At 51.8% G+C, this 19955-nt stretch carries 22 protein-coding genes and 1 pseudogene; 17 read left to right on the forward strand and 6 right to left on the reverse strand.

Annotated elements, in window-relative coordinates:
* Positions 1–16: 16 nt before the first annotated feature.
* Both JCM10914_RS16945 and JCM10914_RS16950 read right to left on the reverse strand, forming a co-directional pair.
* On the reverse strand, positions 17–1003 hold the full coding sequence (locus JCM10914_RS16945; RefSeq protein ID WP_023963221.1) for a sensor histidine kinase: 987 nt from the start codon (positions 1001–1003) through the stop codon (positions 17–19).
* A pseudogene (locus tag JCM10914_RS16950) lies at positions 1000–1700 on the reverse strand (response regulator transcription factor). The gene JCM10914_RS16945 and the pseudogene JCM10914_RS16950 overlap by 4 nt, the downstream one beginning before the upstream one ends.
* 267 nt (positions 1701–1967) lie before the next feature.
* Between JCM10914_RS16950 and JCM10914_RS16955 the strand changes: the two are divergent.
* From JCM10914_RS16955 to JCM10914_RS16990, 8 genes are all read left to right on the forward strand, one after another.
* The gene (locus tag JCM10914_RS16955; protein WP_023963227.1) at positions 1968–3581 is read left to right on the forward strand and encodes an FAD-dependent oxidoreductase; all 1614 of its coding nucleotides are present in this window, start codon (positions 1968–1970) and stop codon (positions 3579–3581) included.
* A complete protein-coding gene (locus tag JCM10914_RS16960) occupies positions 3574–3909 on the forward strand; it encodes a ferredoxin family protein (protein WP_036718665.1) in 336 nt (111 codons plus the stop codon). Before JCM10914_RS16955 ends, JCM10914_RS16960 begins: the two co-directional genes overlap by 8 nt.
* 112 nt (positions 3910–4021) lie before the next feature.
* Entirely contained in the window at positions 4022–4912 is an 891-nt protein-coding gene (locus JCM10914_RS16965) for an ABC transporter permease (protein ID WP_023963231.1), read from the forward strand.
* Positions 4902–5744: an ABC transporter permease gene (locus tag JCM10914_RS16970; protein WP_023963233.1), complete on the forward strand. Its 843-nt coding sequence runs from the start codon at positions 4902–4904 to the stop codon at positions 5742–5744. Before JCM10914_RS16965 ends, JCM10914_RS16970 begins: the two co-directional genes overlap by 11 nt.
* 61 nt (positions 5745–5805) lie before the next feature.
* Positions 5806–7416, forward strand: coding sequence for an FAD-dependent oxidoreductase (locus JCM10914_RS16975; protein WP_023963235.1), 1611 nt, complete (start codon positions 5806–5808; stop codon positions 7414–7416).
* A complete protein-coding gene (locus JCM10914_RS16980; protein WP_023963237.1) occupies positions 7413–7745 on the forward strand; it encodes a ferredoxin family protein in 333 nt (110 codons plus the stop codon). Before JCM10914_RS16975 ends, JCM10914_RS16980 begins: the two co-directional genes overlap by 4 nt.
* A gap of 74 nt (positions 7746–7819) precedes the next feature.
* Complete coding sequence (locus JCM10914_RS16985; protein WP_023963238.1) at positions 7820–8833, forward strand: ABC transporter substrate-binding protein; 1014 nt, start codon at positions 7820–7822, stop codon at positions 8831–8833.
* A 43-nt stretch (positions 8834–8876) separates the two neighbouring features.
* A complete protein-coding gene (locus tag JCM10914_RS16990) occupies positions 8877–9506 on the forward strand; it encodes a nitroreductase family protein (RefSeq protein WP_023963240.1) in 630 nt (209 codons plus the stop codon).
* 12 nt (positions 9507–9518) lie between these two features.
* Here the strand turns inward: JCM10914_RS16990 and JCM10914_RS16995 are convergent, their stop codons facing one another.
* Together JCM10914_RS16995 and JCM10914_RS17000 are read right to left on the reverse strand one after the other, a co-directional pair.
* Positions 9519–11045, reverse strand: coding sequence for a cell wall metabolism sensor histidine kinase WalK (locus JCM10914_RS16995; protein ID WP_023963242.1), 1527 nt, complete (start codon positions 11043–11045; stop codon positions 9519–9521).
* A complete protein-coding gene (locus JCM10914_RS17000; protein WP_023963244.1) occupies positions 11045–11728 on the reverse strand; it encodes a response regulator transcription factor in 684 nt (227 codons plus the stop codon). Before JCM10914_RS17000 ends, JCM10914_RS16995 begins: the two co-directional genes overlap by 1 nt.
* A 274-nt stretch (positions 11729–12002) precedes the next feature.
* Between JCM10914_RS17000 and JCM10914_RS17005 the strand changes: the two genes are divergently transcribed.
* The 4 genes from JCM10914_RS17005 (at position 12003) to JCM10914_RS17020 (ending at position 15013) form a co-directional block, all read left to right on the forward strand.
* A complete protein-coding gene (locus JCM10914_RS17005; RefSeq protein WP_023963246.1) occupies positions 12003–12767 on the forward strand; it encodes a pirin family protein in 765 nt (254 codons plus the stop codon).
* Positions 12768–13115: 348 nt separating this feature from the next.
* Positions 13116–13913 (forward strand): SH3 domain-containing C40 family peptidase, encoded by a 798-nt coding sequence (locus tag JCM10914_RS17010; RefSeq protein WP_036718719.1) that lies wholly within the window; start codon positions 13116–13118, stop codon positions 13911–13913.
* Positions 13914–14078: 165 nt separating this feature from the next.
* Positions 14079–14279, forward strand: coding sequence for a YwbE family protein (locus JCM10914_RS17015; RefSeq protein ID WP_023963250.1), 201 nt, complete (start codon positions 14079–14081; stop codon positions 14277–14279).
* A gap of 146 nt (positions 14280–14425) precedes the next feature.
* The gene (locus JCM10914_RS17020) at positions 14426–15013 is read left to right on the forward strand and encodes a hypothetical protein (protein WP_036718722.1); all 588 of its coding nucleotides are present in this window, start codon (positions 14426–14428) and stop codon (positions 15011–15013) included.
* An 83-nt stretch (positions 15014–15096) separates the two neighbouring features.
* On the opposite strand, the gene JCM10914_RS17025 is transcribed toward JCM10914_RS17020, so the two are convergent.
* Positions 15097–15582 carry a GAF domain-containing protein gene (locus JCM10914_RS17025; RefSeq protein ID WP_023963254.1) on the reverse strand — a complete coding sequence of 162 codons (486 nt, stop codon included), beginning with the start codon at positions 15580–15582 and terminating at the stop codon, positions 15097–15099.
* Positions 15583–15790: 208 nt separating this feature from the next.
* Here JCM10914_RS17025 and JCM10914_RS17030 point away from each other — a divergent pair, with 208 nt between their 5' ends.
* Complete coding sequence (locus tag JCM10914_RS17030; protein WP_023963256.1) at positions 15791–16096, forward strand: hypothetical protein; 306 nt, start codon at positions 15791–15793, stop codon at positions 16094–16096.
* Between the two features lie 75 nt (positions 16097–16171).
* Here JCM10914_RS17030 and JCM10914_RS17035 read toward each other — a convergent pair whose 3' ends face one another.
* The gene (locus JCM10914_RS17035) at positions 16172–17158 is read right to left on the reverse strand and encodes an alpha/beta hydrolase (protein WP_023963258.1); all 987 of its coding nucleotides are present in this window, start codon (positions 17156–17158) and stop codon (positions 16172–16174) included.
* Between the two features lie 260 nt (positions 17159–17418).
* Here JCM10914_RS17035 and JCM10914_RS17040 point away from each other — a divergent pair, with 260 nt between their 5' ends.
* From JCM10914_RS17040 to JCM10914_RS17055, 4 genes are all read left to right on the forward strand, one after another.
* Entirely contained in the window at positions 17419–17988 is a 570-nt protein-coding gene (locus JCM10914_RS17040; protein ID WP_231638689.1) for a GNAT family N-acetyltransferase, read from the forward strand.
* Positions 17972–18730 carry an energy-coupling factor transporter transmembrane protein EcfT gene (locus tag JCM10914_RS17045; RefSeq protein ID WP_023963262.1) on the forward strand — a complete coding sequence of 253 codons (759 nt, stop codon included), beginning with the start codon at positions 17972–17974 and terminating at the stop codon, positions 18728–18730. The genes JCM10914_RS17040 and JCM10914_RS17045 overlap by 17 nt, the downstream gene beginning before the upstream one ends.
* Before the next feature lie 123 nt (positions 18731–18853).
* On the forward strand, positions 18854–19441 hold the full coding sequence (locus JCM10914_RS17050) for an ECF transporter S component (protein WP_023963264.1): 588 nt from the start codon (positions 18854–18856) through the stop codon (positions 19439–19441).
* A 4-nt stretch (positions 19442–19445) separates the two neighbouring features.
* The coding region (locus JCM10914_RS17055) for an energy-coupling factor ABC transporter ATP-binding protein (protein WP_036718674.1) at positions 19446–19955 on the forward strand (510 nt) is incomplete at its 3' end.

Raw genomic sequence — 19955 nt, forward strand, 5'->3', positions numbered from 1 at the left:
TTGTAAGGTTCCTTCCCTACCTTGCGAACTTGATCCGTACGGTTGTTCCTTCATTTACCCTCGATTCAATCTCAAAGGCATGTCCGAGTTTGTCACATATTTGTTTCACAAGGAAGAGTCCCATTCCTGTCGATTCGTGGAACTTTCGGCCATTCTCGCCGGTGAAATAAGGATCGAATACGCGCGGTAGATCTCCCGAAGGAATGCCGATGCCCTCATCGCGAATTTCCAGCACGATCTGATCCGCTGTCGTATAACCGTTAAAATACAGGGTTCCCTGTTCTTTCAACGTATAACGGATTGCATTCGTCAACAACTGCGTGATGACGAATGTCAGCCATTTCTCATCTGAGGCCACGGTTAGACCTGATTCGATCTGGAGGGCAGGATAGATTCTACGGCGGATAAACAGCCGTTTCTGTTCGGAGGTCACGTTTCGGACAACCTGTTCCAGGGACAACTGCTCGACATGGAAATCCTGCTCGAACATATCAAGCCGCGCGGTATATAGCACAAGATCCAGTCCTTTCTTCAGTCGGTCCAGTTCATCCCCAATCGCTGCAAAACGAGGGTCGTCCTCTTTCTGCACAATCAGGTGAATGACCGAGATGGGGGTCTTCATCTGGTGTGCCCATTGATTGACGAATTGAAGATGGCTTTCGATCTTATTTTTGTAATTATGCAGATCTGTTGAGTAGTGGCGAAATTGGGTTTTGAGCAGCTGATGCAGCGCTTCGGCAAGCGGAGTATGGGAGGATTCTGCCGAGGATTCACCGGTGAGCGTATCATGGGGCTCAGGCTGCTCGAGCCGCTTATAGAAAGAGCGGTTAGCGACATAACGGAACGCCAAGTAGCCGAGCAGAAGCAAGAGGCTGACGACTCCGGCATAGAGGCTGACCGTGAGATTACGGAAGCCGTCGAGTCTGTAAATCAGCGTAATGAGCAGCAACTGTGCGATATAGATAAAGATGAGTGGCCGTTGTTCTTGCAGGAACAGCTTCATGGTTTCTCCCCCCAGGTTGGCATAAGTCGGTAGCCGCGTCCACGTACGGTCTGAAGTCCGTCTTCGATGCCAAGCACGGCGAGCTTCTTGCGCACACGGGTGATGTACACGTTCAGCGTATTATCGTCTACAAAAGCCTGATCGTCCCAGATTTTCTCCAGTAACCGGTCACGGCTGATAACCTGTTCCGGTTTCTTGATAAGTTCATCAAGAATAATCGCCTCCGTATGGCTGATTTCCGTCTGGCTCTGATGAAGGGTGAGCGATAAACGCTGGATGTCCAGCGTAAGCCCGGCAAGGCTGGGCGAATGTTCCTGTTGAGCGGATGCGTAGGACCCGTAAGCACGGCGAAGTTGACTCTTCACCTTTGCCATCACGATCTCGTAGTCGAAGGGCTTCGTAATATAATCGTCGGCGCCATTCTCCAGCGCCATGACTGATCCATTTTCCCGTCGCGAGCGGATATAAAGATAATCGGGCAGGTCGACATGCTGCGGAATTGACGACACCAATAATAACCGTCATACTTCGGCAGGTTGATGTCGAGTAGTACCAGATGCGGGTCGAAGGCTTCAAACTGATTGCGTACCGTCTCGAAGTCGTATACGGATTGTGTTATATATTCGAATTTATGGAGATGATCCTTTAGCAAGCCGACAAGAGCGGTATCATCCTCAACAATGAAGATTCTAAACATAGCGTGACAAGTCCCTTCTACATGACATTTTATTGCCGATTGTATTGTACCAAATTGGTGAAGAATAAGGAAAAGCAGACGGAGGACGAGCATAAATCCAATGAAAAAAATCTTGACGGTAGAACAAGTAGCTGATAGTATACTGATAATTCCAATCGAATAACTATGATAAATGCAATCGACCAGTCCACTGGAGATCATGAGCCTAGCTGCTTGTGATCTCCTTTTGTTGTTGATAGGACCTATTCGGATAGCGGGGGGCACCAGATGATTGCGAATGATGAAATCACTTTGACGACGGATGTCCTTGTCATTGGCGGCGGACCGGCTGGGGCTTGGGCTGCCTGGAGCGCAGCCTCACAAGGCGCGAAGGTGGTCCTGGCGGACAAAGGATTCCTTGGTTCCAGCGGAGCAACCGCTCCGGGCGGAACGAACCTGCTGTATTTGCCACCGGATGATAAGCTGCGCGAGCAAGCGGTGCAGCAAAGGATGAAGGAAGGCGGCTACTTATCGGAGCCGGCGTGGATTCATCGGGTATTGGATCAGGTGTACGTCAATCTGCAGCGGGTTGAAGACTGGGGATACCCGTTCCGGCGCGATGAGAACGGAACGCCGATGAGGGACCATCTGCAAGGTCCGGAATACATGAAGCTGATGCGCAGTGCGGTAAGCCGAGCGGGTGTTCGGATACTGGATCAATCACCGGCGCTCGAGCTGCTGACTGACGAGTATGGGGTAGGCGGCGCTCGTGGCATATCGCGACAAAAGAACAAGAATTGGGAAGTGCGCGCCAAGGCGGTTGTTATCGCTACAGGTGGATGCGCGTTTCTGAGCAAGGGGCTTGGCTGTAATGTGCTGACAGGTGAGGGGCTACTCATGGCTGCCGAACTCGGGGCAGAGTTATCCGGCATGGAGTTCAGCAGACAATATGCGCCGAGTGCCGCATTTGGCACCGTTACCCGCGGGAGACTGCTGAACTGGGCGACGTATTACGATGAGGATGGACGGATTCTGCATAGTCCGGGAGGTCCAAGACCGCATGATTTTCTGCCGACGATGCTCCGCAAGGGTCCGGTATACGCCATGCTGAATCATGCCGATACACCGGAGAAGCGGCGGATATTAAGACAATCCCACGCGATATTCTTCGTACCCTATGATCGGGCAGGAATCGATCCGTTTACGGAACGGTTTCCGCTAACGCTTCGTTATGAAGGAACGGTCCGCGGAACAGGAGGCATCCGTATCACGGGCCCGGATTGCGCAACAACCGTTCCGGGACTCTATGCTGCGGGTGATGCTGCTACTCGGGAGCGGGTTACTGGAGCCAAATCGGGCGGAGGTGCCTTCAATGCTTCCTGGGCAATCTGCTCAGGAACCTGGGCTGGAGAAGCGGCGGCGCAGCATGCCAATGGTTTGCGTTCATCTGTGGAGAACCGCCGCCTGCATGGCGCTGGACGGGCGGGTATGATGGGCGAGTCGCATGGCGATGGGCAGTCCGGGTCGCTGGAAGCGAACCAGCTGATCCAGTCCGTGCAGCGTGAAGTATTTCCGCTAGATATTAATTATTTTCGCAGCGAGCCGATCATCCAGGGTTCTCTGCAGCGACTGAACAGCATGTGGCCCGACGTATACACGCTGGCACCTAGCAGTGCGAGGGAGCGGGTGAGGTCCAGGGAAGCGGCTGCTATGACTGCGGTTGCAAGATGGATGTATTCCGCTGCGCTAGCCAGGCGGGAAACGCGGGGCATGCATACCTTGCTGGAGTATAAGACGCAGAATCCTGCTTTACAACATCGACTGACCGTGAGCGGTGTGGATGAGATCGAGGTGTTTCCAGAAGGGCAGCCACAGTTGGAGAGGAGGAGGAAGCTTGATTGAGCTTGTGAGCGAGCAGCGGTGCATTGCATGTGGATTGTGCGTCAAAGTCTGTCCCACGAACGTATTCGACCAGATAGCGAGCGGACTCCCTGTGATAGCTAGGCAGGAAGATTGTCAGACCTGTTTCATATGCGAAGCCTATTGTCCGGTGGATGCGTTATATGTATCCCCGTTTGCCGATATGGAGCAAGATGTTACGGAACAGGAGCTTGAGGCTGTCGGCCTGCTTGGAAGCTGGAGAAAAACGATTGGTTGGGGCAAGGGGAGGACGACCTTGGCGAAGATCGATGAAACGCCGTTCATCGACCGTATTCTTCCAAGCTCATGAATGCGTCTGGAAACTGTTGATAGCACTTATATTGTCAACCATTCTAATGGAGACATTCCGAAGCGTACGCTTCCAGGGGATGTCTTTTTTTGTTATCAAAGGAGAGGTGCTCATGAGCGACCCCGTAAGAATATACCGACAGGATACCGTGGTAACGCCCAAGGATAAGGGGCCGGCTCTATTGCCTGCGGAAGAATTACCGGGTCCATTCGTGGGAAGGAAGGCGGCTGGTATATGGAGAAAATCACTGGCGACGTTTGCCGTAGGCGCGATTTTACCTGTTTTCTTGCTTGCAGGATGGCAGCTTCTCGGTGATCTGGGCTATATTTCTCCCTTGTTGTTCCCGACGCCGTTGCGAATCGTTGATGCGTTCATAGCACTGGCCGGCTCAGGCGACCTAGGCGGGCACATACAGATCAGTCTGCTTCGGGCGGCAGCCGGATTTATTCTCGGAGGGACGCTGGGGCTGATATTCGGCATACTGGTCGGGCTGTTCCGCTTGTCCGAGCAGGTGCTTGATCCTTCGATTCAGATGATTCGGATGATCCCGCATTTGGCAGTTGCACCCTTATTCGTGCTGTGGTTCGGTATCGGAGAATCGTCCAAAATCCTGCTCATTGCCAAGGGAGCGTTCTTCCCGCTGTATATACAGACCTATCTTGGCATACGTGGCGTGGATAATAAGTGGTTTGAGGTAGCGAAGGTACTCGGATTTACCCGAATGCAGCAAATATTCAAGCTGATCATTCCTTCGTCACTGCCCTATATTTTTCTAGGGATCCGGTTATCGCTTGGTCTTGCCTGGCTTGGGCTTGTCGTTGCAGAGATTATGGGCTCGACTTCGGGTATCGGTTATCTTATGACCGATGCCAGACAATTCAGCAAGACGTCCACCGTCTTCGTATGCATCATTCTGTTTGCTGTGATTGGCAAAACGGCCGATGCGGTCGTCCGTTTCATGGAACGTCGGCTGATGAGATGGAGTGATAGTTATGAAGGTTAAGCTGCGATCCCTATCTTCCGTTCGTGTGGTGTCCAATTCAGCCAATAGTGTGGCAACTCAGCGATGGCTGACGTATTTACGTCTTCTCGGGTTTGGCTCAGCCCTACCGATTCTGGTTCTCGTCTTATGGCAGATCGCAGGATATCGCGGATGGATCGATACCTTCTTCCTGCCTACGCCGATTGCGATCTGGGAGTCGCTGCGCGGGCTGGTAGCTTCGGGTGATATGGCCACCCATCTTTGGATCAGCATCAACCGCGCTGCTGCGGGCTTCGCTCTGGGCGGTAGTCTGGGATTGATCTTCGGACTGCTGACAGGATTTTCTCGCAAATCGGAGCTAGTGCTTGATCCGACCGTTCAGATGCTGCGGATGATACCGCACCTGGCGATTGCACCGCTGATTATCTTGTGGTTCGGCTTCGGCGAAACGTCGAAGGTGCTGATTATTGCGAAGGGAGCCTTTTTTCCGCTGTATGTCAACACGTTTCTCGGTATTCGGCGAGTGGACAAAAAGCTGTTCGAAGTGTCCAGATTGCTGCAATTCAGTCGGCTGCAACAGATCATTCAGCTTGTGCTTCCGTCGGCATTGCCGAACATATTAATGGGGCTTCGCCTGTCACTGGCGGTATCATGGCTCGGACTTGTTGTAGCGGAATTGATCGGTTCGCAATCGGGCGTAGGCTTTCTGATTAATTTGGCTAAACAGTCTTCTTTAACAGAGCAGATCTTTGTAGGCGTCATCGTTTTTGCCATCGTTGGCATGATCGTCGATCAGTTTGTGCGTTATCTGGAACGAAGACTATTGAAATGGCGGGATAACTATAAAGGCTAGTTTGAATTAGTGGAAGTGGATGTCTCATTCATATGGTTACTTATTTGAGGAGGGAATAGCCATGACGACGAATGAAACGGGCAACACGCTGCAGTTGGAGGCGGATGTGCTCGTCCTTGGCGGCGGGCCGGCTGGCACTTGGGCTGCGCTAGCGGCTGCTGCGAAAGGGAGCAAGGTAGTGCTGGCGGATAAGGGATTTTGCGGATCAAGCGGAGCTACGGCACCGTCGGGAACGGGCGTATGGTATGTCGAGCCTGAAGCGAAGCAGCGGCAGGAGGCTAAGCTAAGCCGATATGCGATGGGGGGCAAGCTGGCGGAGAATGAGTGGATGGACCGGGTGCTGGATCAGACTTATGAGAATATGAACCGCTTGGGTCGTCTCGGCTATTCATTTCCTGTTGACCAGGAAGGGGGGTTATTCCGGCGAGGCTTGCAGGGTCCGGAGTATATGCGCTTAATGCGCAAATTGGTCAAGAGAGCAGGAGTCAAAATTCTGGATCACAGCCCCGCGCTGGAACTCATCGGCGATGCCGATGGCGTCGGCGGGGCAGCCGGAGTAAGCACACAGGGCGGCGATCCGTGGCGAGTTAAGGCAGGCGCAGTCGTAATCGCCACCGGGGGATGTGCATTCCTGAGCAAGGCACTGGGGTGCAACGTCTTGACGGGCGACGGGTATTTGATGGCGGCAGAGGCGGGCGCCGAAATGTCAGGAATGGAATTTTCCAACGCCTATGCGATTTCGCCTACCTTCTCTTCCGTTACCAAGACAGCGTACTACCGTTATGCCAGCTTTTATTACGAGGATGGTTCAGTCGTGGAAGGCGCGGGCTCGACCAAGGGACGATCGGTCATTGCAAGGAAACTGTTGGAGAACCGGCAAGTGTATGCTCGTTTAGATCAGGCTCCGGCTGATTTGCAGCCGCTTCTGCGTGTCGGTCAGACCAATTTTTTTCTTCCCTTTGATCGCATGGGGATCGATCCGTTTAAGGAGATGTTCCCGATCACCTTGAGACTAGAGGGGACCGTTCGCGGTACGGGGGGGGTTCACATCATTGACGACACATGTGCCACCAGAGTGCCGGGACTGTATGCCGCAGGCGACGCGGCGACAAGAGAACTAATATGCGGCGGATTTACCGGAGGCGGCAGTCATAATGCGGCTTGGGCGATGTCCTCGGGCAGCTTCGCGGGTGAGGGTGCGGCTGCTTATGCGCAATCGCTAGGCCCTAGTGGGACCAGAAGAGATGTGCAGGGGTTTGCGTCAATGGCGACAGGGATAGCCGGAGCGAATGAGGCCAAGGACAGCCTTGCCACGGAGGAATATATTCGGGCTGTGCAAGCCGAGGTCATGCCTTATGATCGTAATTTATTCCGAACGGACCAAGGCTTAAGAGATTCACTATCCAGATTGGATGAGCTGTGGCAAGCAATTCGTCAGGGGCCGATCGGCAGAGAGGTCACGGCAGTGAAGCGCCGCGAAGCGCAGGCGATGCTTGCTACAGCCCGCTGGATGTACCGCTCGGCGCAGGCAAGAACGGAGACGCGGGGGATGCATAAGCGCATCGACTATCCCGATTTGGATGCTAGCCAGCGCTACCGACTGATTACATCGGGATTGGATGAGATTTCGGTGCGCGCGCAGAGGGTTCATGAGGAGGCGGTGTCCCATTGATTGAACTGATTAGCGACACCAAGTGTGTGCAATGCAATCTGTGCGTTTCGGTATGTCCAACCAATGTATTTGATAAGGTTCCGGGCGGAGTGCCGGTCATTGCCCGTCAGAGCGACTGCCAGACCTGCTTTATGTGTGAATTGTATTGTCCTGCAGATGCGATGTATGTGGCACCGCATCCCGACCGACTCAGCGGACAGAGCGAACATGAACTGGAGCAGGCGGAGCTGCTCGGCGGATACCGTGAGAAGGTCGGATGGGGAGCCGGGAGAACCCCGGTATCGAGCCACGTATATCTGGCAGAACTGGCGAAGCGAGTGGTGCCTTAAAGGGCGAAAATATAGCACATGAATGCCGCACCGATTGCCAATAAAGAGAAAGAAGATACGAGGGAGAAGAATGAATGGAGAATGCAAAGATCAGGAGACACAAACGCAAGCGATATGCCATCCTGCTTACGCTAGTAACGGCAGCATTGATGTTCGCGCAAGGGTGCGCGGCCAATGAGCAGACGTCGGAAGCTTCGGGAAGCGGTATTCCAAAAGTGCTAAACTACGGCTATATTGGTACGAATGCGTTGAATCTGCCAGCGGGTGCAGAAGGGTGGGGATTCCATAAAGGCATTATTCAAGCAGAGCTTAAGAAGCACGGAATCGAGACGATTAACCTGACGGGCTTTCCGAACGGCCCGGATCTGAGCGAATCGCTCATTAGCGGTCGATTGGATTTCGGCAGCCTAGGGGATACGCCAGCCATCTTGGCTCGTTCAACGGGAGCGAAGACGAAGGTGATTACACAGGGATCTACGGACAGCATCGGTTATCTCGTTGCCAAGAAGGGCGGCCCTGCAACGCTTGCTGAATTGAAAGGCAAGACCGTCGCTACGCAGAAGGGCTCCTTCCATCATCGTTATTTGGCCGGTCTGCTCAAGCAGGAGGGGTTAACCGATGACGTTAAAGTCATTCATCTGCTTAGGGTAGATGCGGAAGCGGCGCTGGCACGCGGGGAGATCGACGCCATGACGAACACGGGCGTCTACACGCTGAAGCAACTGGAAGGGGATTATGTTTTGCTCGATGATGCGACGAAGCATCCTGAATTGTACGGTACGAGCGTGACCGTTGTTTCCGAGGAGTATCTGGCCAAGTATCCGGACTTCGCCAAGGTGTGGAACGAGGCGAGATCCAAAGCTCTTGAAGATGTGAAGGAACATCCTGACGAATACTATGCGTTCTTATCCGAGGTTCAGAATGCAAAGGTTGAGTATGTGAAGCAGAGCAGCCCGATCAAAACAATCAAGGAGGTTCCTTTCACGGACGAAGGATTGCAGCTCCTGGAAGGAACGAAGGCCTTTCTGATCGAAGAGAAATTGGCGGATACAGATTTTGAGTTGAAAGACTGGTTGATCCAACCATAATCGGCACCATTATCATTCCTAAAAGGTAAGGAGAGATTGAGATATGACAAAGCCCGATCCATCCGTAATCGTTACGAAGTCACTTGCTGCAGAAGTGGAACATATACGACAGCCCGGATACCCCGTACACGCTCATTTTGTGAACCGATGGTCATCACGAAGCTTTGCTTCGCGCCCGGTTGAGGAAGAGGTGCTGTTCACGGTATTGGAAGCAGCAAGATGGGCACCGTCCTCGGGCAACGGACAGCCATGGCGGTTCGTCGTGGCAAGGACGCAAGCAGAGCGCGAACGGTTTCAGACGTTTATTCTTCCCGGCAATCGCGGATGGAGTGACCATGCTCCTGCACTTATTCTGCTGATCTCATATAACCTGAACGCAAAGGGCGAGCCAAGCGGCAGCCATGCCTTTGATGCGGGAACGGCCTGGGGGACCATCGCAGCCCAAGCAGCCTTGCTTGGACTCAACACGCGCGCGCTTGGCGGCTTCGATCGGGAAGCGGCCCGCCAAGCCCTTGGCATTCCCGTGGAATACGATCTGCATGCAGTCATTGCGCTTGGTTACCGGGGGGATCCATCGTCATTGCCCGACTCGCTTCGGGAGCGAGATATTCCTACAGGACGCCTGCCCTTAAACGAGTTGGTGCATAATGGTGTGTTCGGGGCGCAAGAATAGATCATGCTCCGCTTATGATATGATCCCGACAGGCCATTCGGCATGGAATACAGTGCCCTCCTGAAGCTTGCTGACCACGCTGATATTGCCGCCATGAGCAGAGAGGATCGACTGGGCGATAGCCAGTCCAAGACCTGAACCGCCTTGCTGCCTGCCGCGAGATTCATCAACGCGATAGAAGCGCTCGAATAGATGGGGAAGATGGGCCTCTGAGATGCCGGAGCCGTTATCCTCAACCGACAGCACGGCCCATTGGCCGTGCTGATTTGTATGGAGTGCGACAGTGACATAGCCTGTTGTACCATTGGTATGTTGTACCGCGTTATGGAAGAGGTTGTAGATGACCTGCTTGATCTTGTCAGGATCACACAGGCACTGGATCTGCATAGCATGAAACGTTACGTCCCGGTCCTGGGCAAGCATGCGTAGATGGGGCTCCATCTCTGACAGCAGCAGATCGAGACGGATAACCTCAAGTTGGAGTTCAGGCTTGCGATCCAGCTTGGCGAGCAGGAGCAGGTCCTCTACTAATTTCTTCATGCGAGTAGACTCGCCATGCATGCTGAATAAGGCTGATTGGAGCTGCTCGGGATGGCTCGCTGCCCCACGTTGCAGCACTTCGAGGAAGCCGTGGATGGAGGTAAGTGGCGTCCGCAGCTCGTGCGAAGCATCAGCGATAAAACGCCGCATCTGCTCCTTGGCCTCACGCTCGGCTTCGAATGCGTCTTCCAACCGTTCGAGCATCCCATTGAAGGAAACACTCAAGCGGTCGATCTCCAGTTGTCCTTGCACAGAAGGGAAACGATTACCCAGATTACCGGCATCGATCTTCTTGACGGTTTCCACCATCCTGTTCAATGGGTTGAGCGTTTGCCGAAGCAAAGGCAAATACAGGGCGATTCCACCGGCCATAGCCAGTAAGGCGAGCGCCGCGAATATGAGCAGTTGCCGCGACAATACTGCATGCAGCGATTCCGTATTTACTCCGAGCTGCAGCAGCCCGGTAGGGTTGTCCGGACTGCCGGATGGACGGAAGACGATTAATTGCTCTGTGCCGTTCCGATTATCTACTACCTCATAGTTCCCGGGCTGTCTCAGCTTTAACTGCTCCATAATCTTTGTATAAGCGTCAGCAGAAAGCTGCGGAGCGGCAGTATTATTCTCGACTGCAAGATCGACGAATTCTCCGTTCGCATCGATCGTCGCAAGCGACATGTTCGGCAGAAAGAACACGGGACGTTCTCCTGGTCCATTGAGCCCTTCCTTGCTGTTGCCGGCTGGCGGCATTACGCCAACCATTGAAGGCGGATCACCTCGGCGTGCGTGTTCAGGCGCCCACAATTCCCTTGGCATGGAGCGCAGCTGAAGCTGCAGGGTTTCGGCTTGATTACGGAAGAGGGCATTCTTCATTAACACATACTGAAACGCGCCGATCAAGATCAACAGAATCGCCAATACGAGCAGTGAACGGGCCAGCAGCTGCGTTCGCAACGAACGCTTGGAGGTTGGAGATAAGGATATTAGCGGATTGAATTTCATCACAGATCCACCCGATAGCCAGCACCGCGCAGCGTTCGAATAATGCGGTGTTCCTTATCGCCAAGCTTCTCACGCAAAGATCGAATGTACACCTCAACGATGTTATCTTCACCGCCAAAATCATAATCCCACACGATGTTCAGTATGTTGGACTTACTGAGTACGGTCCCATGCTTCGTAATGAGCAGCTTGAGCAGCTTATATTCGGTTGGTGATAACTCAAGGGCTGTCTCCATATAGGTGATCTCTTTCTTACGGTCATCAATCGTGAAATGGCCCAAACGGATTTCACCAAGCAGCCCCGGGAATTGATTGCGCAGCCGCGCCTGAATGCGAGCCAGCAGTTCCTCGAAGCTGAACGGCTTGACCATATAATCGTCGGCCCCGATCCGCAGCCCCTTCACCCGATGGTCGACATCATCTTTAGCCGTCAGCATAATAATGGCCATATCTTGCCCGGAGTCCTTGAATACTCTGCATACTTCCATGCCGTTCATCCCTGGCATCATGACATCCAGTATGATGATATGAGGGAAGAAGGAGGCAGCGACAGCGGTAGCTTGCTCTCCATCAACTGCTGTCTGTACCTCAAACCCTTCATTCATTAATCCCAATTGAAGAAACTGCAAAATATGCGGTTCGTCATCCACCAGCAATATGCGAATCCCTTTCGTAAGCTCCATTATCCGTAACTCTCCTCAACGCTCATGAATTGGTTAAGACATTATTCGTTATTTTCCAAGAATTCTATCATACAACCCATAACTGAATGACAACTGAATGCTGGCTGAAAATTAGCTGAATGCAGTTCGTAAATACGAATATACAAATAGGGAAAATAAGGATGTTGATATATATTCTGTTATCGTCAATACTATTTGAAAGTCGAAAGACCATTACGGAAGAACTGCATAACCTGAGGTTGTATCCGGGATGGATGAAAGGAGGAGGCCGGACATGATAGGAACGTTGCATTCACCTGAATCACAGAGCAGCAGCGTACTGGATGGAGGAAGGATAACGGAGCAGAAGCCGATTGGTTTGTCGGGGGAAGGATCAGCTGTGACACGGGTAGGACCTCTCTTTTACTGGTCATGGTTCCGCTCTTCTGTAGAAGGATACATCGCCCCTCATCCCCATCAAGGCTTTGAGATTGTGACCTATATTATTCAAGGCAAGAGTGCATACAAAGACTCCCACGGTACCCAGAGTGATGTGGGGCCAGGCGGTCTGCAATTGTTGAGAGCAGGTTCGGGCGTTACGCATGAAGAACGGATGACAGGGCCTGACGTGGAAGGATTTCAAATCTGGTTCGAACCGTATCTCCGCGATTCCTTAAAGCAGAATCCTGCCTTTCGTCAGTATCGTCCGGATTCTTTTCCGGTAAGCCGGGTATTGGGCGGTTTGATCAAAACGGTAATAGGCCATGGAGCCCCCCCGGATCTGTCTGTGGACGTCAGAATGCTGGATTATCAGGTTTTAGCCGGCAATCAGGCGACTTATGAGTTGGAATCAGGTCGACGTGCAGCGGCGCTTGCGGTCAGAGGTTCAGGCAGTTTCCGCAGTGGAGGGGACGCATTGTCATTTGGGCATCGGGACTTTATGGTAATCGATACGGAGTCGGGGGAGACGCTGACCCTTGATGCACAAGAGAATGTCAGAATTCTTCTGATCGATGTTCCGGTAAACCCTGGATATCCGCTGTATTCCAAGCGACCTTGAGCTGAAATTATGACAATATTGTAGTGGAATGCACTTTAAGAAGTGAGATAAACTGAGTCTGTCAGGAGGAGAATTTCCTGTACAGGCTTTTTTATTCATAAGCAGATAGGCCCAATCTCGGATTCCGGACTTGCTAACATCGGACGAGTTGGGTTATTTTGGTTTTTATATTTACTAAAATAATCTATTTATACTAAATCGAGTGATAAAAAGAGACTAAAGTCCTTCTTGTTACCAATCATTGGCATGTATTTTCATGATCATAGTAGCATGCGTCCCGAGACGCAGCCTGTCTATAATGATTGCGGGATCACGAAAAATGACAATTTCGTAATCTACAATCATCTGATGGGAGAGATTTATATTTTCTCGAAGACAAGCATGAAAAAATTGATGGCCGGAGCGCTTCTATCCACAGCTGTTCTTGGTTCTTTCGGATATGGTTCTGTGAATGAAGTTGCTGCAGCAAGCGTACAATCTGTACAAAACGGAGTGGCCAATTCCAATGTAAACATGCGCAGTCAAGCTTCGACTTCTGGCAAAGTCGTTGAACGCGTATATAAAGGAGACCGGGTCCAAATCCTGGGCAGCAGCTCCGGCTGGTACAAGATCAAGACATCCAGTGGCAAACAAGGATATGCTTCATCAAAGTTTATTACCCAAAGCAACAGCTCTTCTAACAACTCTGGCAGCCAGACGCCTTCGACGAATGCTTCTGTAGAGAAAGTAATCGCAGCAGGCATGAAGTACTTGGGAACCCCGTATGAATTCGGTTCTAACCGCAATTCAACGAGAACCTTTGACTGTTCGGCTTTCGTTCGCCGTGCATTCCTGGATGGTGCGGGCATCACGTTGCCTAGTGATTCCAGAGCTCAAGGCCAGTTTGTGAAGAATAAAGGAAACGCCGTCACGAACATCAACCAGTTGAAGCGTGGGGATCTAGTATTCTTCATGAGTTACAGAGGGAATTCTGCATCGGCTTACGCCGGTATCAACAAAGCGAATCAACGCATTACGCACGTTGCCATCTACTTGGGCGACAACAAGCTGCTGCATACTTACTCGAAGCAGTCCGGCGGTGTGCTCGTAGGTGAGTTCGGGAACTCCTGGAAGCATCGCTTCCTGTATGGCGGAAGTGCATTGTAATTCATAAGTATTTCACAAAAAGATTAATGATACTTAGCAGGGGCTGTTCTGTCAACGTAACTTCGTGTTTGCGTTGATGGGACAGCCCCTGCTGCTTCGATTTGCTTTTGACAACGGATTTATGTATGGTAAGACGATCATCATAACGACAAGGGGGGATTATCGATGAATGGCGGACAACGCGCAAATATCAAGCCGGGGCTTACCGTGGATATTGTATTGAAGCAGGATCAGCGAACCGGGAAGCTTACCCGCGGGATCGTGAAGGATATTCTGACGAATTCCCCGAACCATCCGCACGGAATTAAGGTGCGTCTTCAAGATGGCCAGGTTGGGCGGGTACAGAACATCCTCAGCGAACAGTAAGATACGCTTATTGTACATACTGGATCTGCATGAAATGAAGTTGACCGGCGGCTCGCTGTAATGAGACCGCTGCAGGCAACTTTTTTTGCGTAAGCATGCAACTTCGTCATCTCCAAGAGCGTCTGGAGAATGAGGTGATAATCAAGATGAGCAAATACCTGTATATGGGTTTTATATTGATGTTGATGTTGACCGGTTGCGGGGGGCAAGAAGCTACGGGAGCCGATCAGCCTGCTGTTGCATCAGATCATGCCCCAAGAGCGAATCATGCAGAAGTGGCACAAGGGGATTTCGTATACCGTTTGGTAAGCGAGAGCGAGACGTATGAGTCCGGAAATAACGTTAATGTTTACGCTGAACTCGAATACGTAGGCGAACTGGGGGAAATTACGATTGGACATGCGTCCTCGGCGTTTTATTTCCCGATGAAGGAACTGACTAGGGGTTATAATATTAGTTATGGAATGAATGAACCCTACATTACGACCACCCTGAAAAAAGGTGAACCCTTGCGCGAGCAAAGTGGCCGTGCGGGCGGTTATAGCGAGCACGACGACAAGAAATTCAAGGAGTTCGTCCACGAATTGAGCGAAGGTTATCCAACCGGCGAATATGTAGTGTACGGATCAGCTGATTTTGTCATTGATCCTTCGTCATATCCAGACCAAGAACGTAGCGACACAGAGACAGAACGCTACAAGATCGAAGCTGAAATCACATTTGCGGTGAAGTAAAAGCTTACAGACGTAATCCATAAAGGCTCCTACGGTGAATGATTTTACCGTAGGAGCCTTTATCTGGTTGTCGTGCGGTAGGGCTAGAGGGAGAGGCTGCCTTCCAAAATCCGGACGAACTCCTCCAGAAATTCCTGATCTTGACGATCGAACCGCGCTTTCAGTGGACTGTCAATGTCCAGCACGCCGTATAGTGCCCCGTCCACGATCATAGGCACGACAATTTCGCTGTTGGAGGCAGCGTCGCATGCGATATGTCCAGGGAAGGCATGGACATCCTCAACTAGCAGCGTAGTTTGCTTGGAGGCTGCTGTACCGCACACTCCGCGGTTCATGGGGATGCGAATGCAGGCGGGAAGCCCCTGGAACGGGCCAAGAACGAGTTCCTGGCCGTCGTATAGATAGAAGCCAACCCAATTTGTATCCTGCATGTAGAATTTCAATAATGCCGACGCGTTAGCCAGATTGGCAATCGCATTAGGCTCGTCATGTATAAGTGCTTTTAACTGCGCGAGGACTTGGGCCTGCTGCTCGCTTCGAGTACCTTCGTAGGCGATGTTCTCAAACATGGAGATCCCCTTTCTGTGACGTTTCTATATGGTTGTTCATTTGACTTGAGCTGTCATTCGTTTCTTCACCTTATTATAGGTGCGGGAGATACGTCAAGTGGCGGTCTCCCATCTATATACAGGCAAACTACTGATTCCTCTTCCAGATGCAAGGGTAATGAATGGACAAGAACAGGTTTACGCCTGACGAGTGGAGGGAGTGATTGGAATGCGGGCAGACGTACAGAATCTATTCATCGGTATTCATATGCTTTATCACGCCCATGAGCGGGATCTTACCATTAGTGAGATGCAGCCCGAACTGGAACGCCACGGCTACAGGGTGGGTGACCGCGAGGTGAAGCAAGAGCTTGAGCGTTTGACAGAAGAGAATTTCCTGACGGCGCATGGAGAAGGCTACAGCTTGACCGGAGCCGGAATACAGGAGTTCAAGGAGATTCAGGGCAAGCTTAGGGATCTCTGCAACGAAGTGCTAGACCCGGTGAAACCGAAGAAGGCGAACACCATCGCTTAATGCCCTGAAATATAAAAGCAGCCCCATAAATCTGCACCCAGTCAAGTGCGGATCGGGGCTGCTTTTTTGCGTTGTTCAGAAAGGACTTCTATCGAGTTGGAGCGGACTCAAACTGATGGGCTCTGCCTGCTCCGGTTGCGGGGATTCAACAGGCTCACCCATATATTCCAGCAGAAAATCATGTACGCCTTGCTTATAGTGTTTGGGATCGATATGATATGCATTCGCATGGATAGCACCCTCGATTAGCAGTAGTCGCTTCGGCTCCGGTTTGGCCTCGAACATGTCAATACTCATCCGTGTGGGCACATAATTATCTCTCGTACCATGGATGAATAAGATCGGCAGTGAACTGCCGCGAACCGCGCGGATCGGGCTCACCTGATGGAGGCTGAAGCCAGCTTTACGGCGGATACGGGCATTGACCCAGGATAGGAAGGGGACAGAGGGAATCTTGTTCAGGCGGGAGAGTTGATGCCTCATAAGCTCCGTTAAATCCGAATAAGGGCAATCTGCAATGACCAGCTTGACTTGTGGCTTCGCGATCGATAAATACTCAAGTACCGTCCCGCCTCCCAAGGACTGCCCATGCAGGCCGATCGATACGTCCGAGCCATATTGCTGGGTAATCCAGTTCACCCAGGCAGCCACATCATGCTTTTCGTAATAACCGTAGGTGGTATAGCGTCCTTCACTCTGCCCATGTCGACGCTGATCGATGAGCAGCACGTTGTAACCCTTATCGGTAAACATATCAATGAACTGCGTGGAAATCGCACGTGAACCTGTATAACCATGGACGAGCAACATCCACTGATTAGAACCTGAATTGGACTCGATCGCAGCGCCGCACAGCTTCAATCCATCGAAGCTTTTGATGACAATTTCCTGTTTCGGCAAGGATTCATAGCGTTCGCGGCTGTATAGGCCAGCTTGCTCCAACACGCTAAACAGTTTAAAGTCTTTTTTGACTGGCATCCTTGTGATCTGCAGGTAACCAACTTGCGTAATAGCGACGGCCATAACAACGGCTGCTAAGAGAATAATCATCGTAATATACATACTGCAGTATCGTTCCTCCTTCTTCAGTGCTGTGCAAGGGAGCGGAGTCCGATATTGACGGGACACTGATGAATCCATCAATATATAGACAACCAACTGCTAAGGGCTTTTAAGGTTTTGATGGAGTCGATGATCACCAAAAGTTTATGTGATATACATTAATTACACGTAGGTAGTATCACCGAAAACCATGAATTTCAGTCCATTTTTTTGTAAAGGATGAGTTAACTATGTACGTCTGTAAAGGTGAGATTCCTAACTTGGCAGGACGAAGAATTCGGCTTCGGAGAATGGACGCCGAAGACGCTTATGCGATGTCTCGTTGTTGGATGGAACCTGCGTCCAGAGCTTTCGCCGACATCCCCGTCGTTCAGTCTGTACGTGATGCCGGGCACTTGATCCAGAGACTCAATGACATGGCACTGCATGAAGAAACCATCCGCTGGGGAATTGAACGCATTGACACAAGCGAACTGCTGGGCAGCTGTGGCTTTAATTTCTGGCAACTGGAAGGAGCCTTTCGAGGCGAATTCGGTTGTGAGCTATCCAGCAAACATTCCGGTTATGGTTATATGACGGAAGCGGCTGGCGTGGTAGCAGCCTTTGGTTTTGAAGTGATGGGGTTAAATCGGATCGAAGCACTCGTGGACCCCAGGAATGAACGAGCCTCCCGCTTGTTCGAACGACTAGGATATTCACGGGAAGGTTTGTTGCGCGATTACCGGCACACCTTGGAGGGGTTCGTGAGCGTCAATTCTTACGCTTTGTTGAGAAGAGAATGGGAGCAGGCAAGAGAGGAGCAGGATTCATCATATGCTGATTCAATATGAAAAAGGGCGGACGTTGGTGCATCGCTATGACCCTCTGAGCAAACTCATGATGCTGTTCAGTACCGCCATCATTGCGATGGTACTGAACCAGGTCTGGCAGCAGGCGGCGTTATTGTTGTTGTGTGCCGCAGTTGCTCTGCTTGGAGCAAGGATGGCGTGGAGCAAGCTGCTGAAGGGCTTGAGAATCATTACCGTTGTAGCCGTGCCTTATTTTATTCTGACAAGTTTGACGGCTACAGGAGATACCGTCTGGTTCAAGTGGGGCTTGCTCTCTTTGAAAGTTGAAGCCATTCAGGCGGCGGCGGTCATGACGCTCCGTATGTTTACGTTGTTCCTGTCGTCGTTGATCTACATCGTGACCACGGACCCGAGGGAGCTGGTGGCCGAATTAACCCGTCGCCTGCGAGTCCCCTACAGATTTGCTTTTGGTCTATCGGCAGCGCTGACGTTCATACCGCTCCTGGAAGAAGAGGGCCGTAATATTAAGGCAGCACAACAAGTTAGAGGACATCGGCCTCCCCGCGGGCTGGCAAACCGTGTACGGTATGGGCTGAAGTTCATAACAGCCGTTCTCCTCAATGCGCTCCGGCGCGTACAGCAGACGGCGGGGGCGATGGAGTCGAAGGGATTTGGCGCATATCCAGATCGGACGTATCGTCTGGAAGTGATTATTCCGCGCTGGTGTCTAATATCAGCGATTATGTACGCCTTGTTCACGCTATGGGTGTGGTGGGTTGTCTAGATTGTCAACCGAAACCAAATATATTTTGGTTGACGATTGTGAATGAAGTATGTCAATATAAATGAAGCGTCGCGCGCATACATAGTTCAAGCGTTAGGCTTTAAATAGAGAGGGAGGACTACATTGAATTCATCATCGACACGAAAATGGTTTGCTTTTACGACCCAGGAGATTATATTGATGGCCATGCTGGCTGCGGTAAATGCTGTAATTACCATTTACATTAGTCCGATCAACAAGATGCTTAGCAGTGTTGGCGGTCCGATTGCTACATCGACCACGACGGGCGTATATATGATTTATGGCCTACTAGCTTATTACATTATTCGCAAGCCGGGTACGGCGGTTGTCACCTTCGCGATCGGCGGAACGATTCAAGCCTTAAGCGGTCCGGTATACGGGATTGCGGCGTGTTTTGTCGCCGCAGCATGTTATATGGTTATCGCAGAAGGAATTTTCGCGCTATACCGTCACAAGCGATGGAATGCAGGGGTCATGATGCTGGTCGGCGGTGCGATGGTGCCGCTCTGGTTCTTGTTCGCCGCCAATATGTTTGGTTACACCGCCTGGGCACCGTCCGTGCTGGTCATTGCGCTCATCGTCCGGATTCTGAGTGGCGTGGTGCTGTGCGGGCTGTTAACGAAAGTGCTGGGCGATGCGCTCGTGAAGACGGGCTTGCTGCGGCGCTTTGCCGTTGGAACGAAGGCATAATCCGATGCAACAATCCATGCTGTCATGCATAGAGCTTGGTTATCGGTACGACGAGGAAGAAGAGCCGATCATTCATGAAATTGATTTGCAAGTGAGGGCCGGCGAGCGTGTAGCAATCGTAGGTGCCAGCGGAAGCGGCAAGTCTACGCTGTGCCAGCTACTGTGCGGCCTGCTTCCACGAAGTGGGGGCGGGCACCGATCCGGGCAAGTACTGTTGGCTGGGTTCGATCCGGCCGTCGCTCCGCTATCTGAGGTAGCGGCGGCGGTATGCGTGCTGCTGCAGGACCCCGATGCCCAACTGGTGCAGGGGATCGTTGAGGATGAGGCGGCGTTCGGCCCTGAGAATATGCGCGTCCCGCAAGAGGAGATTGAGGAGCGGGTCGTGCAGTCTTTGGCGGCGGTCAAGCTGTCGGACCGTCGATCTGATCCGGTGCGGAGCCTGTCCGGCGGGCAGCGGCAGCGTACCGCATTAGCCGCGGTCCTGGCTATGCGGCCGCGGCTGTACATCTTCGAC

The organism is Paenibacillus sp. JCM 10914 (assembly GCF_001315105.1).
Classification (GTDB): domain Bacteria; phylum Bacillota; class Bacilli; order Paenibacillales; family Paenibacillaceae; genus Paenibacillus_AQ.